18 protein-coding genes are annotated in these 16864 nt (G+C 44.0%); all 18 read right to left on the bottom strand.

Features of this window, described 5'->3' with window-relative positions; genetic code table 11:
• Positions 1–11 precede the first annotated feature (11 nt).
• Positions 12–518, bottom strand: a complete 507-nt coding sequence (locus G3255_RS08460) for a hypothetical protein (protein WP_249222090.1) — start codon at positions 516–518, stop codon at positions 12–14.
• A gap of 172 nt (positions 519–690) precedes the next feature.
• Positions 691–1434: a hypothetical protein gene (locus G3255_RS08455; protein WP_211654069.1), complete on the bottom strand. Its 744-nt coding sequence runs from the start codon at positions 1432–1434 to the stop codon at positions 691–693.
• An 833-nt stretch (positions 1435–2267) separates the two neighbouring features.
• Positions 2268–2549 carry a hypothetical protein gene (locus G3255_RS08450; protein WP_211654068.1) on the bottom strand — a complete coding sequence of 94 codons (282 nt, stop codon included), beginning with the start codon at positions 2547–2549 and terminating at the stop codon, positions 2268–2270.
• Positions 2550–2636: 87 nt separating this feature from the next.
• Positions 2637–3113, bottom strand: a complete 477-nt coding sequence (locus G3255_RS08445; protein WP_211654067.1) for a hypothetical protein — start codon at positions 3111–3113, stop codon at positions 2637–2639.
• Positions 3114–3184: 71 nt separating this feature from the next.
• A complete protein-coding gene (locus tag G3255_RS08440) occupies positions 3185–4009 on the bottom strand; it encodes an MBL fold metallo-hydrolase (RefSeq protein WP_211654066.1) in 825 nt (274 codons plus the stop codon).
• Positions 4010–4322: 313 nt separating this feature from the next.
• The gene (locus tag G3255_RS08435; protein ID WP_211654065.1) at positions 4323–5147 is read right to left on the bottom strand and encodes an undecaprenyl-diphosphate phosphatase; all 825 of its coding nucleotides are present in this window, start codon (positions 5145–5147) and stop codon (positions 4323–4325) included.
• Positions 5148–5373: 226 nt separating this feature from the next.
• The gene (locus G3255_RS08430; protein WP_211654064.1) at positions 5374–7014 is read right to left on the bottom strand and encodes a M4 family metallopeptidase; all 1641 of its coding nucleotides are present in this window, start codon (positions 7012–7014) and stop codon (positions 5374–5376) included.
• A gap of 315 nt (positions 7015–7329) precedes the next feature.
• Positions 7330–7845, bottom strand: a complete 516-nt coding sequence (locus G3255_RS08425; protein ID WP_211654063.1) for an FmdE family protein — start codon at positions 7843–7845, stop codon at positions 7330–7332.
• A gap of 63 nt (positions 7846–7908) precedes the next feature.
• Positions 7909–8223 carry a hypothetical protein gene (locus G3255_RS08420; protein ID WP_211654062.1) on the bottom strand — a complete coding sequence of 105 codons (315 nt, stop codon included), beginning with the start codon at positions 8221–8223 and terminating at the stop codon, positions 7909–7911.
• 229 nt (positions 8224–8452) lie between these two features.
• A complete protein-coding gene (locus tag G3255_RS08415) occupies positions 8453–9331 on the bottom strand; it encodes a LysR family transcriptional regulator (protein WP_211654061.1) in 879 nt (292 codons plus the stop codon).
• Positions 9332–9446: 115 nt separating this feature from the next.
• Positions 9447–9974 carry a DUF421 domain-containing protein gene (locus G3255_RS08410; protein WP_211654060.1) on the bottom strand — a complete coding sequence of 176 codons (528 nt, stop codon included), beginning with the start codon at positions 9972–9974 and terminating at the stop codon, positions 9447–9449.
• A 145-nt stretch (positions 9975–10119) separates the two neighbouring features.
• On the bottom strand, positions 10120–11502 hold the full coding sequence (locus tag G3255_RS20295; RefSeq protein ID WP_211654059.1) for a M1 family metallopeptidase: 1383 nt from the start codon (positions 11500–11502) through the stop codon (positions 10120–10122).
• A gap of 89 nt (positions 11503–11591) precedes the next feature.
• On the bottom strand, positions 11592–12248 hold the full coding sequence (locus G3255_RS08400) for an NAD(P)H-binding protein (protein WP_211654058.1): 657 nt from the start codon (positions 12246–12248) through the stop codon (positions 11592–11594).
• 27 nt (positions 12249–12275) lie between these two features.
• Entirely contained in the window at positions 12276–13124 is an 849-nt protein-coding gene (locus G3255_RS08395; RefSeq protein ID WP_211654057.1) for a YxiH-YxzG fusion protein, read from the bottom strand.
• Positions 13125–13139: 15 nt separating this feature from the next.
• Positions 13140–13604 carry a DUF2691 family protein gene (locus G3255_RS08390; protein ID WP_211654056.1) on the bottom strand — a complete coding sequence of 155 codons (465 nt, stop codon included), beginning with the start codon at positions 13602–13604 and terminating at the stop codon, positions 13140–13142.
• Between the two features lie 96 nt (positions 13605–13700).
• On the bottom strand, positions 13701–14408 hold the full coding sequence (locus G3255_RS08385) for a DNA alkylation repair protein (protein WP_211654055.1): 708 nt from the start codon (positions 14406–14408) through the stop codon (positions 13701–13703).
• An 87-nt stretch (positions 14409–14495) separates the two neighbouring features.
• The gene (gene rnz / locus G3255_RS08380; protein ID WP_211654054.1) at positions 14496–15449 is read right to left on the bottom strand and encodes a ribonuclease Z; all 954 of its coding nucleotides are present in this window, start codon (positions 15447–15449) and stop codon (positions 14496–14498) included.
• Positions 15449–16690 (bottom strand): DNA polymerase IV, encoded by a 1242-nt coding sequence (locus tag G3255_RS08375; protein WP_211654053.1) that lies wholly within the window; start codon positions 16688–16690, stop codon positions 15449–15451. Before G3255_RS08375 ends, rnz begins: the two co-directional genes overlap by 1 nt.
• Between the last annotated feature and the right edge of the window lie 174 nt (positions 16691–16864).

Genomic DNA, 16864 nt, shown 5'->3' with positions numbered 1-16864 from the left:
TCTTTTAGAAATTACAAAATCCGTGTTTCATTACCGTCTATCAGTTTAATGTGGATACTGAATGACGTCCCTGAGTCGATATGGTTGGGAACGTTCGACAAGTCGAGTAATTCTTCTAGATGAATATGCTTTTGACTATTGGGCGCCAAAGTAATCGTGTATGGACCCGCCAAGTTCATAAGCGACTCCATCCGCATGTCTTCTTCTTCCATAAACAACGAATCGATAAATTCCAATTCCACTGTCACAGCCTCATCACTGCGATTATGTAATACCAGATTGCATTCGGCGTCCATGCAATCATCCATCGTGACAAAGTCGCACTGGCCATTTCCGTCATAAGAGATGGCTGCAATGCCGTTTGCTAGAGTTTCCTGGTATGTCGCAATCAATAGATTCGGTAAAAACATATAGACAATAACGACTGCGACCACTATCCGAAATCGATATTTTTCCAGGCTATTGAACAACAAAATGATAGCGCCAATAAACATGATAGACCCTATGATTCCCAACAAGTTATATCCTTCTTGATCTTGAATGGGAAACGACATAAAGACAAATTGAGCCTCTTTTATCGCTGTATTTGAAAACGGAAAAAATAAGTACATGCAAATAGCGAATATAATAAACGAACCAACGAATGCCGCTTTATTTTTAATCATGGTTTTTCCTCTCTTTTAGTCATGGTCATCTTCCTTGATGTACGAGATCTTTCCCCAAAATAATAGTACGCGTCAAGTTGAGCATATTGTCTTGTACCTTCTCAGTATTCTTTTGTCGATCAATTAAATATCCAACGTGGTAAACGAATCCATCGTGATACGAATAAAATTCGTTAGCGGCGGTACCGACCACATTCAATTTTTCTTCCGCTGCATCATATTCATAATACCGGTACAATAAAGCACTATTTGTGGTTAGCACTTGCTGGAAAATGGAATCCTCCCCAATTAACTTCTGTTTTTCAAATTTATTTCCAACCGAATCGGTTGCTTCTGCAACTTCATAATTCTCGACCGGATTTTTCTCCATTTCAGTTATCGAGATGATGAAAAACTCATCTACAATGCCCTCCTCCGATTGCCCAAGATAGCTTAACTGGACTTGATGAGTCACTTTTCCGGTTCGGTCTTCGGAAGTGACTACATACGCATTTTCCTCATCTACTTCAAAAGGGAGCAAATCAGAATCGATCCCCTTTTCGAGCAGGTGATGTTCACCTAAAATCGAAGGAGGCAATGGTTGTGCTTCTGCAGGTTTATAAAACTCCACATGTTCTCTCTCATTCAACCCGTCATAAACGTTGAAATTTTCGCTGAAAGTCAGCCCTGTCCCCTCTACTTCTTCTAATCCGTCCGGAGCACTAGAACAGCCACTGCATAGGAAGATGCTCATCATTATCGACATAACAGGTACGAATGGTTTCATCATTTGCGTTTTTAGCCTCCCCCAATATGGCTTCCAAAACAGTTCCACTTCTGCGATAACATGATGGCGTGAATTGTGTTAAATCCCTGAGGCCACATCAATCGGTGTAGCTTCATCATTTACAAAAACCTCAATGATTTCGTGATCTTCATCGAGGGTTAATTTGTAGATGGTTTGCTCAGATCAGTTCTCCCCTTCTTCAGCCACATTCAAATTCACTTCTATCGTTTCCCCATCTTCTTCAATATCGGCAGTCACGACCGCTTCAAACTAATAAACAACATAAGCACTATCTTCTCCTTCGTTAATAAGCTGGAGCGGGGCCGCGGGATCAATTAGGTTCTGCAGTTCTTCCTGAGACAATTTCAGTTCACTGAAACTGAGTACGATATAGGTAAGCTGCAATAAAAAAACTCATTTCATCAGTTATGAAATCTAATGAAATGAGTTTGCAGCTTAATGCTTCAGTTCTTGATTACAGACTCTAGAAGACCCGGAATGCCATACATAGGAGCATCCACTTTCTGGAGGTAAATGCCAAGCCCCACAACTAAAATGATGACAACAACGGATAAAATCAACTTCACGCTTTCTCGAGACACCCGGCCTTCGCTCCCTAAATAGACTGCAACTAAAATTGAATTTATTTAAGGAATTCGTTTACTATTTTAGCTATTAATAGAATACCACTAGTATTTGGAAAGTAAATATTTATTAGAAAATATTTCATTACTAGTTACAATGATCTTCATGTAAACCCTAAATTGAGTCTAAATGACTTGTTTCTATCTACACATTGATTGATATAGAAAAGTTTCACTAATGACCTTGAGCATCTAATCACCAAAAGAGAATCCAAATAAAGTAATCAAAAATAGCGCGAGTAAAATGACGCTAACAATTGTGGTCACCCAAGGTACGATGAGGCTTCTGCCGGATTCTTTTACTATGCCGCTTATTCCAAAAAGCAGTCCGAGAGGTGCGGTAACAAATGAATACAAAATAATCGTTAAAGCCCCTAAGCCATTGATGAACAACATGTTTACGATCGAGATGATTTGAATGATGAGAATCAAAAGCACGGCAAAAGAGATTTTGCCCATATTAGTTCTTGGCACAGAATTCCTCCTTTTAAACAAATCCGTACAGAAATCAAGTAGATTTTGTGGTGGTGGCAATTTAATCATATCTTTTAAAAATTCCTGTTAATACTTATTAAGGTGTTGAATTTCGAGTGAAACCCCTGCCTCTTCCAGTAAATTCATGATAAGTTCTCTCGATATACTCGAAGGCATAATAAACCGATAACGCTTATTGTCATCTAAAATAAACAACAATGTCCCGTTATCCTGCAAAAATGAATGAGAAGTGGGTTTTTCATTTACTTCGACTCTTTTGATATCAACTATATTGAGTTGAAAATTATTTTTATGCTTTAGTAGTTCTATTTGATTGTTTTGAACTGCCTGGTCAATCTTGTTTTCGCTGCGCTTAGCTGATTTTTTGTAAATCATATCACGCAACATGTAAATCAAACCCGAATAGGAAAACCAAACGTCATTGTCCTCATCGAATTTATAGTCAATTTTAAAGAAGAAAAGCTTCCCTTCTTTAATAAACACTTTATAGTTCTTATCGAATGTAAAAGTACTCGGTTTCTTAAGATAGAATGATTGATGCATTTTTTTCTCCTTTTTAATTTGGTTTATTCTAATGTCTGGTTTATTAATTTAGATAAAACACAAGCCTTACATCAGGTCTTGAAAAGTACGCCATTCAACGCATCCACATACCGTTTAGCTGATCTTTGCACGGCTTCTCCCGCATCCTTCACTACGGTTCGATGGAACGCATCATACACTCTGTCAAAGCGGATTTCATTTAATTGGGCCGCCATTCTTTCGACGGTAGATCCTGGCAACGGAATGAAGTTCGGGTAGCTATACATAAAACTGACCCACTCGCGGTCTGCCACGACGCGGACGATATCACCTGTCAGTAATACACCTTTGCCGGCATTACCATCTTTCCATTCCAGGATGGCTGCGCCTTTGAAATGGCCGCCGATCCGGTGCAGCGTGAACCCTGCCGCAACTTCGAGTGTTTCGCCTGACCAAAAGATAATGCGCTCACTTGGCCGGGTTACCCATTGCTTATCATCTTCGTGAATGTAGATTGCGGCATCGAAGGTTTCAGCCCATTCTACTTGTGTCGAATAATAATGGGGATGGGACAAGGCAATGGCATCGATTCCTCCCAGAGCTTTAATTTTTTCAATAGTTGGAGCGTCGAGATATGTTAAACAATCCCACAGGATATTGAAGTTCTCCCCTTGAACCAAATACGCCGTTTGACCAATCGCAAAACTTGGCACAGTCGTTATACTCGAGAGCCCTTGTTCTTCTGACGTAATCTCATTCTGATAAGCAGCGGATTGAACCATCTCTTCCAAAGTCGTCCAACTTTGCCCTTTTGTACTGACGTATTGCCGCTCTTCTATACAGATCGAACAATGCTCAGGTGCTGCCCCAGCACTTTCGGTTTGTACGCCGCATGTATTGCAAATAAACTTGTTCATGTTCTCCATCCTTCCTATTCCAGTTATCTAGTTAAAATTAGTATATCCTAAAATTTTCAATTTAAATTCATTCATAGGTCTGGTTTTTCTATTTATTTGCAACTTCGACTTCGAATCAAATTAGAAAATATTAGCTGTAATCTTTTGAATTGCCGTGTGAAAAAGCAGGTTTGTCTGGGAACTTGTTTTTGCTTAAACACGCAGCAGCATACTTCAAAAAAAAAAAAAAGAATCTCATAAGAAATTCTTTTTCGTTACTGGTTCTATCTATATTCAACTACATCTATTTATTCCAATGCCATCGCACTGTTGGTCAAAGAAACACAATGAACGCCAAAACACTGGCGAGCACAAGACGGTAAATGGCGAAGGGCACCAGTTTGATGCGTGAGATTAATTTCAAGAAAAACTTCATGGAAATCAATGCAAATACAAAAGCAGTGGCAAATCCTGCGGCATAGAAGCTGAGATGATCGAATGATATCGCTTCCCAATTTTTCACGAGCGAGACGATCGAAGCTCCGAGCATGATCGGAACGGCCATGATAAAGGTGAAATCCGCTGCGGTTCTATGATCCAGCCCGAGCAGCACGCCGCCTGAAATGGTCGAGCCTGAACGGGAGAAACCCGGCCACAAGGAGAAGCATTGAACGGTGCCCACGGTTAAGGCTTTAAGGTAACTGATTTCGTCCAGTGAATTGATCGACGGTTTTTTGGGCCCGAATTTATCAGCGATGATCATGAAGAATGCCCCGATGACTAAACCGATCAGCACGGTTTCAATGCTGAATAGGTGCTCATCGATGAAGTCTTCAAACATCAAGCCGAAAACCCCAGCTGGAATGATGCCGATCAAGACGTGCAAAATATTGAATGTCGTGGGCGTGTCTTGCTCTAGTTGGTATAAGCCGACAAGGCTCAGCATACGTTTCCAAAAGACGAAGACGACCGCGAGTATAGATCCGAGCTGAATGACGATTTTGAAGGTATTGGCTGACGGCCCGCCTAAAAATCCTTCCGTGTTGAGCCATAAATCATCAAAGATGATCATATGCCCTGTTGATGAGATAGGTGCAAACTCGGTTAGGCCTTCCACTATTCCTAGCACCAATGCTTTCAATATTTCGATGATCTCCATAGTTGCTCCTTCTAAACGTAGTAGACTGACAATATGAAGACGCTCATTTTTTAAAATTGGTTCCGCACAAAGTTCTAATTTTAAATTTATTTTTCTTCAGTCCAATTGGTTCTCGATTTCTTGCATAAACGACTGCTCCAGCACCTTTCTCAACTAATTTCTCTGAAAACCAAAACCCGCGAGTCGTCTGTCTATTAAGACAAACAACTCGCGGGTTTAAAAATCCTTATTCGTTAATGCCTACATCGTCAAATCCTTTAGCCGTGGCTTGCTCTTCCGCACTGCCTTCTCCATAGATATCAGCCGCTGATTGGACAATAAGCTTGCGGGCTTCGCTGAAGTTGGAAGTTGGCGTCAAGTAGACCGTCAATGCGCGGTAGAAAATCTGGCCAAGTTTTTCCTTGCCGATTTCTTCGCCGATCAAGTAAGCGGCATGGTTGGTGATGGACGAATTGATATGGACGCCGCCGTTATCCAAACTTCTTGGCAAGTCATAGAATTCATCCATATGGGAAGGATAATTGCCTTCCCCGTCGCCATAAGGGATATAGTCCGCTTTGACTGGATATTTGCTTGGATCGCTCAAGCTGCGCAATGAGGCCCGGCCATCTTCTTTAGCCTCAGGGCCCATGATATCTTCCCCGACTTCCCAATCGTCCTCATCAACCAAAGCGCCGAAAATATCCGCAAAGGATTCATTCAACGCGCCAGATTCAAAACGGTACTGGAGATTCGCCGAATTGGAGATCACGCCGTGCGTCATTTCATGCGCCGCTACATCCAAGCCTGCCGATAATGGCACCATGAACGAGCCATCGCCGTCGCCATAAGTCATATGGCGCCCATTCCAGAATGCGTTATTATAGTTTTCGCCGTAATGGACATAGGAAATGATCGCCATTCCGTTGTCGTCGAGCGAGTTGCGGTCGTGTTCATCATGGAAATATTCATACACTTGTTCTGAGTTATAATGCGCATCGACGGCCGGTCGCAAATATTCATTTTTCCACGAAGCGCTATGGTTCGTGACAATTTCCCCATCGTTTGCATCAAAAGTATAGATGCCTTCCAAGCCGTCATGCGACTCATCGGAGAGGCTGAAAGTCGTGCCTCCCTTGACCTCTTTGCTCTTTGTCGTGTGGATCTTGCGCTGCTCGCCAAGTACGCCGGTACCGACGGATTGATGAATGTCTTCCGCATGCATGATCGCATTATACTGGTCGATCACTCCACCGCTTTTCGCATCCACAAAGACAAACCAGTTGCCGGGCTGGTCTCCGAGGAAGTTGACATTGACCTTATAAGCCAGATGGTTTTCACCGTCAAACGGATAGACGACGACTTCCGATTCAGGTGCATACTCGAGCTCTTCCGGTGCTTCGACTGCCTCTTTCGCTGTTTGAACGGCCTTGACGACGCTCACAGTCGGCGTCGTGTCAACGCTGCTGGCGGACGCTTCAGGGAAATGGCCGCCGTTAACGGAAACCAATTCATCCTGTTCGTTGTAATGAACGACTACTTCCGCTCCCTCCACTGGGACGCCGTTGACTGCTTGGTTAAAGCGGACATGCGTCATGCCGAGCGAATCCTTTTCAATTTCTTTTTGCTTTAAATTTTTCTTTGGGTTTTTCAGTCCGGTCTTATTTTCGTTGTCCGCTAGATAATCAAGCGCATTCGACGCATTACTGGAAGCCCGCTTCTCAGCGATTTTCTCTTTGACGAATACAGGGACATTGGCATTTTCATTCCATGTTTTATCTGAAGCTCCATTCCCCTGTTGGCCATTTGCTAATGTGGTGCTGGCTGTGAACGAACTTGCGACGAGAGCAGATGATAAAATGACCGGTACAATATATTTTTTCTTCAAATTTTTTCCTCCTCGACTTTAATAAAATTTAGTATACCGAAGTAAATTTGGACAAGCAATAAGATTACAGATTATTTGGTATATTTGAAAAATAATACCTATCAATTTTTAGCGAGCTTCTATCCATCTACATATAGGGAAATATTGGATTTACGAAAAACAGCTACAGGCAGGATGAAAGGCATACGTGTAAACGGACAGTTTCTATCCTGAAACGAAAAAGAGGAAACGCTGAATGTCTCAGCATTTCCTCTTTTTGTGTGGGCTTATTGAGATTTTCATTTGCCATCCTCGTTTTATAGCGAACTCAATTCTTCAGCGCACTTCCACGACTTCATCTAAAGGAAGCTCTAACGCGCGCAAACATAAGTCTTTCTTGAGCGTTTCGAAAGCTTGTACTTCTTCCTGCGTCATCAGGCAGTCCCGGTCTTTCTTCGCCAAGTCGTAAAAAGCAGCAGGCAGGAAATCTTTTTTTAAGCTGACTTCCACTTCTTCTCCTGTGGCACGCGAAAAGATGAATGCATAAGAGCTTCGCGTATAAGGATCGAACCTGGCAGCAGGATAGTCTGGATCTACGAAATATTTTCCGCGCGTTTCGGCTCTTGTGATGAATTCGAAGGCATCTCGGAATCCCGCGCAGTCCTGTCCTGCTTGGATCGCTAGTTCCTGCCGCTCCGGCACGTCCATGCCGTAAAGTGCTTCAAATGCCGCTTCTGCCATACGGTAAGCGACCGCAACCGCCGCCATTTCTTTGGTTCCGTGGTATTTACGAATATCGTCAAAAGCGATATGGACCAATTCCTGCTCATCATAGATTTGAATAGCTGTCATTTCCAATACCTCCTGCAATAAATGATGGATATATAAGATTTTTTCTGAATTTCTTATTGTGGCTTAATCAAATTCCTGCTTTTTCTTTCTGTTCAGCCAATAGACAAAGACAGCAGCGGCTGCCATGACAGCAAGTGTCATCCCATTTACTTTTCCAGCTTGTTCATCGATCTCTTCTTTAATGAGAACGTTCGCCTCAGTATTTGCGCTCAATACACCAGTTAAAGCAGAAGGCCATTCTAAACGAATCGGAGCCTCATCGTAGCTTGATAATGTTTCACCGTTTCCTAGTTCATTCCATAAACCATCAAGCAATTCAGCACAGGCTGGGCTGGAAAGCGACAGGCCGACAACCAAAAACAATAATATTTTCTTCATTTGCTCGCCCCATTTCTTCAGTGGAACTGAAAGCTTTTCTTAAGAAGCTAGCGTAAATCGGGGTTTCTCTTCGCTTTGCCACTTTAATCTACCACCACTGAGAATCGTTATCAACTAGTGTTTGCAAAGCAACTGTCGATTTTTTCTGTTCCGATATACGGTGCGGCCACTTGCATTATTTTTCGTGATGGCTGTATAAGGATTTCTTATAACCGAAAAGCTCTCTTCATCAAAATGAAGAGAGCTTTTCCGTAATATGGTCGCAATAGGCTTGTTCTGCTTGGCTTAACTGTTGTTCCGGATCAATGACCAGCCCGTTTTGCCGGACAATCCGAAGCCCTTTGACAGAACGGTAAACCAATGACGCATCAGTTGAATCCAGCGCTTTTAGCGGCAGAAAGGAAACCGAGTCGCTTTGCCTCAGTGCTTTTTTGATAATCTTGAAATCAGTCATCTGCATATAAAAAGCCTCAACGCCTTTCGCTTCAAGCGCCTGCTGGATGAGCGCTTGCATATGCCTGCTTTGTGTCTGCAACACGGCCGCATGCTGCAGGTCTTTTGCATAGATTACTTTTCGCGTCGCCAAAGGGTGGCTGGCGGAGAAGACCAATTGGAATTCCTCTTCAAACAAGCCTTGGATATTGTACGATTTGTGAAGTCCATCATCGGCGTAAATCGGCATTACGGCGAACTTGGCTTTTTTGGCCAGTAACTGTTCGCGCAGTTCCATATAGCAACGGCCATTGATTTCAAATGGGCAAGCCCTGCAGCAAGGAGCACTCAAATCGAACAACTCCTCATAATAACTTTCAGCAATATGATTGCTCATGTAGATGGAAACTGGCTTTTGGGCCGCAGGAGTGGTCATCAGTTCTTGCGTCTGCTCAAACAGATCGAGCAGCTGCCCGGCCTGTTTCTGTAATAGAACGCCGTGCTCTGTCAGCTCGATGCGTTGCTTTTTGCGGACGATGAGCCTCACGCCATAGTATTCTTCCAAATAGCGAATCTGCTGGCTGACAGAAGGTTGTGAGCAATATAGTTTTTTCGCCGCCTCGGTATAAGATCCGCATTCAGCCAGCATTTGAAAGGTATGTAATTTCCCCAGCACGGCATTCACCTCTTTTAATTGATAATAGTTCTCAATACATCATAGCATAAAAAATCCCGCTCTCGTATCTGAAAGCGGGATTATGAGCAATAGCTCCATTTATATAGGGGGAGTTTCAAGCATCGGAACGTTCAACGCCCTCGAAGGCATCTTTTGACTGAGTCTCCTGTTTTTTGATAATCGATAATGAACCATCGCCTTCCAAAACGATCGCTTCCACTTGTTCAAAGGAGCTCAAGCCCTGCTGTCGGACTTTCCCGCGCAAATCGTCTTTTCGGATGCGGTGCTTATTCATGCTGGCTTCGTAAAACTCGCCATTATGATAAATGAAACTCGGATTGGCCTTGATCAAATCAGCGAATCCTTTGGAATTCACCGACAGTTTAGAAACAATATACTGCAACAAAGTAAGCATAAACAAAACCGCCACCCCGTCTGCAAAAGACATTTTGTCACTGGTGATGATGCTGCCGAGTGTTGCCCCGTATGTAACGGTGATAACGAAATCGAAGATGTTCACATTGCTTAAACTGCGTTTTCCAAAAATCCTCAACAGAATGATGAGAAAAGGGTACGCCAGCATAGACATGATCGCGATGCGCAGCACACTTTTCCAGCCATCGAATATAATCGTATCAAGCATTTCAGGACCCCCTTCCTGCTTTCTCTGGATTCTTCATATCCCCCAAATACCCAGCCCCTGCTTTATTAAACGGATGCGGTATAAACAAAAGACGGAGAAGCCGCTCAATTCCAGCTAAGTTCCCCGCCTAAAAATGCTTATTGTCTTATTGAAGCCAACTATTCAAAAACTCCTGCTGGTCCCCTTCGAAAGAATCCTCAAAGAACTCCCTGAATTGTTGTTTTGTCACCCGCTGAAATTGAAACTCTTCGTAATAATTCGCTAAAAACTCCAGCGCTTCCTCATTTCCGCCCCGTTCGTCGAAAAAGTCTTTCAGCAATAAAGGGACTTTGCCGTACACGGTCGCATAATAGGCCGGTGTGTCAAATTCATCAAGCGCCAAATCAGCATAGGTTTCCGTTTCGTAAGATTCTTCATAGGCCTTTGCATTTTGAAAACCGCTGTCTTCATCACCATAATAATCGCTGAGGAATAAACCGGTGCTGAACTCGGTCAAACTCTCATCGAGCCAAGCGTTTTCGTATGGATCATTGCCGACCAAATAGTAAAACCATTGATGGGCGATTTCGTGCACCAGGATCGAATCAAGCAAGTCTTCATCCATCGGCACTTCTACAATGTTCGGGTACTCCATATATCCATCATTTGCGATCAAATCCAATTCAGCAAACGGATAATCGCCAATGTTTTCTTCGAAATAAGCAAATGCTTCGACTGACAACTCAGCCGTCTCCTCCAGGATTTCCGATTCCGCCGGTACAAACGCACGCAACTTCGTATTTCCAGACTTGCGCTCTGCGACTTGCCAATCGGCTGGATCCAAAAACGCCGCATAAAAATCCTTGATAGCTTCTCCTGTTAAGGTTCCAGATGAACTGGCTTCCGCCAGCCTATCTGGTGCAGAAGTGGCGACCAGGTAATCGTCTGGCAATTGATAAGTGAAGGTATAATCGCCATACCCTGTTTCATAAGATTCCCCTTTGGGATCATAGTCATTGACCTGCCAGCCGTCGTCATATTCAGCAAGCATCGGGTACCAATGGGCCAAGTAAAAATTGTTTTCCACTTGCGCCAACCGCATGCCGTCTTCAGGCACAGTAAGAGTGTATTCGATCGTGACAGTCTGCTGCTCGCCTGGCGCTAAATCCGATTCAAGTTCGATGAATAGAGCGCTGCCATTCAATTCATAAAACAATTCATCTTCGCCAGAAGTGATTGAATTCATTTCAACACCAGCTGATTCATCTGAATAACCAGCAGTCAATTCCGGATTCATTGCGTTGGGAACAAAGTGGAAGGCGATGTCTGCCCAACTTTTCTGTGAGTCATTTGTAATTAGGATGTCTGCAGAAACCTGGAAAACTCCTGATTCTGTCATGTTTAGGTTAATGTCATAGCTTGTGCCGCTGTGGGGAATGCTGGCATTTCCCGTCTGCTCACTCGTTTCTTCTGAATAATAATGAATAACCCAATAAATGAAAACTGCAATAAAAACCAGGAAAGCCAGGAACCCTATTTTCCTTTTCACCAGCACACCTCCTCACTAAATAAGATGATGATGAATAATAATATTCATTATGCGGATTCTATCACTTTTCGTTTTTTGAATAGTTATATTCAAAACGATTTCGAAGTAGCGCGTTCGCGTATGGCATTTCCTATCAATGGTTCGCTATCCTCTTTTATTTGTTTAGCCGAATTAATCATAGCCTTGGCCAACATTTCAGTGGGAAGTGGCTGTTGGGAGCGGAATAAGCCTGCTTTATTCATAAATTGAATTACTTTTAGGCCTAGTACTTCGAAGGTGCGGTCGCTATCCTTTCGCATCAAGATCGGAGGCTTGATGATGGTTAACTTTGGAAAGCCTAGCTCTTTGACCGCTTCTTCCAACTGCCCCTTCATCTTTGAGTAAAAGCTGCGGGCTTTTGGCGAAGCAAACTCAGCTGATACCAATACATACCGGCCGACTCCGTTTTCTTTTGCGGCTCTCGCAAATTCATATTGATAGCCATAATCGACTTTCCATTGCGCCTCTTTGTTTCCTGCCGCTTTGATCGTCGTACCCAAACAGGAAAACAGCACATCCCCTTTCACGAAGTCGCGCCACGCATCCGGCCGGTCAAAATCGATGATATGGACTGTTAATTTATCATGCTGAATATCCAGTTGACGCCTTACGAAAACATCGACTTTTTCAAATGAATCGTCTTTTATCAATTGCGCTACAAGGTCTTTTCCTGTCGCTCCTGTGGCACCAATCACTAATGCGTTCATAATGGTCCTCCTTTTATGATGAAGTTCTTAAGAATATATGTATTCATCTTTGTTCAATATTTTAAATAATTTCACCGTGCTCTCTTCAATTGAAATAAAATGGGCCTGTTCTGAAGGAGGCATTCCTCTAAGACGCCCAGAAAATGTCCCTAGCACCTCTAATTGACTTGTTCCTATTTTCAGCTGATACAATTTTCCGTTGCTATCGTATGGATTATAAAAGTACGCATAAGCCCCGCGAACACAAAGTCCAGCTGAACCGTTGAGCATTTCCGGGACATTAAACAACCACATGCCCCGCTTATGTGGGTCAACAGCAACTAATTGAAAAGTCGGATATGGGAACAACCATAGTTCCCTGCCCTTCCCTTTACAGATTGCGTAACAGTCATCTATATCCGGCCGATCAAGTAAATCGCTATGATACCTGAAAATAGTCTTACCTGATAAATTTTTCAATATCAAGCCTTCTTTATCAATCCCGCCGCCAAATATTCCTTCATCATAATAACTGAACCAAATGCCTTCCTTACAGGCAACTTGATCCGCCACATACTCACCTGCGTAAAGGGTTTCCATAATCTTGCCTTCTCTATTTATAATAAATTGTTCCAGGTTGCTGTTTTCTCTGGTGGGGTGATCAGAAAAAGCACTCACGATTAAATTTGTTGAATCAATCCATCTAATACTGTGGAAGTTTCTTTGAAAGCTCAGTTTTATATCTACACCATTTAATTGGATCCACGATTGTTTGTTCTTCTCTAAAACAATGGCTAACCCATCATTTACTGTCCAATCTGCATCAAATATTTGCACAGATCCAGTTTCTTTTTTCTCTACAGTATATAGCACTTGTTCCTCAATTCGCTCGGCCATAGATACCCTCCTCATTCACCACACTGAAAGCCTGGTACGCGAATCGTTTTGTTCATTCAAATATTCCAAATCACGAAAACCAAAACTGCGTGCGTTCTCATAGAGCGCATGGAGCATTTGCTGATCTTTGCAATAGATCGTCGTATAGATCGTATCGACTATTAGTAGGACCAATTGGCAGTCGCTTGCAGCAAACTCTTCGTAAGTTTCAGGATGTGAAGTAACAGGCCCCTGAAAAGAGCGAAGTTCTGCAAAAATCACATAAGCCTGTTCGGTTTCGATTACTTTCTTGAGCTCTAAACCTGTCAGTCGCTCTCTATTAAGTGGAAACAGCTCGTTCGTATGACTTCCATTCCTACTTGCAAAGGCTTCTACATTATCGATGTGCCACTCAAAGCCTTGAATATTGATTGGCTGAAATATGTCCTTCAGATAACTCCCATAGTCATTCGGTAATTCAAAGCTGATTCCTCTGAACAAAGTCTCATCTCCTCCAATGATGTATGAAGTCAACTAGTAGTCATTCAACAAAAAAAGCGCCAATCCTTTTTATGATGGCACTTTTTCTATACTGTATTAACATCTAACAAATTTGCGCTTAAATCCAAGGCGTCCCTTTTCTAAGCCTTGCTGGATGCTGTCATAGGCATAGAGCTGTGTTGGTTTTCTGTTTTCCCGTTTGAGCTCGACTTTCCCTACAGCTTTTGCAGTTTCGGCAGCTTTGTCGCTCAAAGGCTTATAGGAAATACCAACGGTGTAGAGAAAATTATTCATCGATGCTTTCGTCCGTTCAGGGGATTCGTGGATCGTTTCTTTCACCGTATCCAGCATGGCGGAAATTTTGTCTTCCTTGAATTCACTGTCCTTGCGGTTGCCGAGCAGCCAGCAATAACAGCTCCAGCCGGCAGACATGCGCAGCTCATCGCCGCTTGCAATCCATTTATCGGCAACTTGCTGCGCGATATCGGATTCCGACAAGGTGACCGCCACAACATAATCTGACAGCATATAGAAATAAGCCCCGTCCATCCAGCGGTCGAAATCAGCTTCCGTCATCGCTTTCGGGTCGGCGATAATGCCTGCAAAATACATGGCGTCGTAATTGCCGGTCGCATACAATTGTTCTGCTAAAGGCTGATCGATTTTGATTTGCTTGGCAATCGGCTTCATCGCGCCTGTGGCTACGCCGAACACCGGTTCTTTCGCTCCGCTCGACAGGTACATTTTTTTCGTCCGTTCTTTCCCTAAAGCTTCCAGTTCTTGCATGACTGTATGGAAATCCATGTTCCGCACTTCCTTTCGCTAATAAAAAACGTTTTCCTTGCTGCTTCGTTCGATTCTATCGAAAACAACCGGAAAACGCTTGTTACATTAATTTTCTAGAATTTTTACCATTTGACGATCTTTTTTATTCCAACCAAATTCATCAAAATCGTGGGCAATTTCGCTGTTTTCATGGACTTGACGCATGCTTTTCAATAAATCCTTCTCATGTTCCGGCATAAACCTCGCACTCATATGGTTGACGATAAGCTTTTGTGCACCGGCACGTCTCGCCACGTTGGCCGCATCCAAAGTCGTCGAATGGCCGTATTCCTTAGCGAGTTTTTCCGTTTCGCCGTCGAACGTCGCTTCATGGACGACCAGGTCGGCATCTTGCGATAATTGTTCCGACTTAAGGCAGTACTGGGTATCACCGAGAATCGCGACCGTAAAGCCGGGTTCTGCCGGGTCCGTCACTTCTTTGGATTCCACTTTTCGGCCATCCTCAAGTTCTATGGTTTCGCCCGCCTTTAACTTGGCAAGCAGCGGGCCCTTCGGAACACCGAGCTGTTTCGCTTTGTCCATATCGAGCTTCGGCAATAACGGTTTTTGCTTGATGCGATAGCCGTAAGTCGGGATGACGTGCGCCAAGAGACCCGCTTCGACGGTCATCGTGTCATCTTCAAAAATAATACCTTCTTTTACTTCATGGAAACGGATCGGGTAAGTCAAATGCGTCCGGCTTAAGCGCAGGGTCATCTCCACGTATTCCTTCAGCTCTTTCGGCCCGTACAGGTCGAGCGGTTCATCGCCGCCTTGGAACGAACGCGATCCCAACAGCCCCGGTAAGCCAAAAATATGGTCACCGTGCATATGGGTAATGAAGATCTTCTCAATTTTTCTCGGCTTGAGGGTCGTTTCGAGGATCTGATGCTGGACCGCTTCCCCGCAGTCAAACAGCCAGACAGCTCCCCGTTCTTCATGTAATTTCAAGGCGAGCGCCGAAGTATTGCGTTGTTTCGACGGCATGCCCGCCCCTGTTCCTAAAAATAAAACTTGCATTAGCGTTTCTTCCTCTCATGATCGCTCAAGAAATCTTTGCTTAAGCTGGTTTGTGCGTCATGCTTCGATTGATGATACGGTATTCCCCTAGAGACGGAGCCTTTGCCGAAACGGCTTTCGAGTTTGGCGACCAAATCCAGAATCGGTTCATCTTTCGCGTGTTCTTCAAAATTGAAGAGTGATAATTGCTCAGTCATGTCGCCTTTATCGACGACATTTGAGACGGTCACGCCAACAAGCCGTAGCGGTTCCCCGTTCCAATGCGTTTCGAACAATTGCCACGCCTGTACCATGATGTCTTGCTCTTTCCATACGGTATTGTTCAAGGTGACGCTACGGGTGCGGTTTTTCCAGTCTCCACTGCGCGTTTGGATGCTGACAGTTGGCCCTGCCAGGTTTTTCGCATGGAGCCTGGCCGCGACTTTCGCGCTAAGTGTTCGGAATATTTTCTGTAAGCTATCCAGGTCAGTCTCATCGAATGGCAAAGTTGTCGAGGTGCCGACACTTTTGCGGTCATAAATCGAATCTGGATCGACTTCACGGCTGTCTTCCCCTCTGGCGCGCGCCTGCAGCCGCACGCCGTTTTTCCCCATTTTCTCTTTAATCAAGCCATCGGGCGCCTTCGCCAAATCGCCGATGGTATACAGTTTCAAGCTATTGAGCTTTTTCGCGGTGCTTTCCCCGATGCCGTGCATTTCAATGACTTCTCTTGGCCATAGGATGCGCTGGATATCGCGTTTCCTGAGAATAGTGATGCCGAGTGGCTTTTTCATATCGGACGCCGTTTTGGCGAGGAATTTATTCGGCGCGATGCCGATGGAACACGGCAGGTCCAATTCCTTCAGGATGCGCTGCTGCAGCTCTTCAGCAATATCCACCGGATGCCGGTCAGCCGATAGTTCCGTCACGTCGATATAGGCTTCATCGATCGACACCGGCTCGACGGCATCGGTATAGGTGCGCAAGATCTCGAACATTTGCCGCGACGCTTCCCGGTAGCGGTCGAAGTTCGGCGGCATCAGCAACAGCCCCGGATATTTCTTCTTCGCCTCGTGCACTTGCATTGTCGTGTATATGCCATGCGCCCGCGCCTCGTAAGAACAAGTGACGATGATGCCTTTGCGTTCTTTCGGATTTCCCGCAATCGCCAGAGCTTTTCCTTTCAGCGACGGATCATGTGCCTGCTCGACGGATGCATAAAAGCTATTCATATCAATGTGGAAAATAACTCGCCCCGCCATAACAATCGCTTCGCTTTCCTTTTTCTTTCAGTGTATCAAAAAATAGGCGAACAGGCATCCTGTTCACCCTTTCCAGTTTCAATGGATTTGTGCTAGATTTAATAAACTTTGCTAAATAGAATTAGTGCTTAGTTGGACTTGTAAGCGTGGTGTGCTGACCGTTGTTTTTTTCAT

Origin of the sequence: Planococcus sp. MSAK28401, assembly GCF_018283455.1 — a bacterium.
Taxonomy (GTDB): Bacteria; Bacillota; Bacilli; order Bacillales_A; family Planococcaceae; genus Planococcus; species Planococcus alpniumensis.
This window is presented reverse-complemented; position numbering and strand designations above follow the sequence as displayed.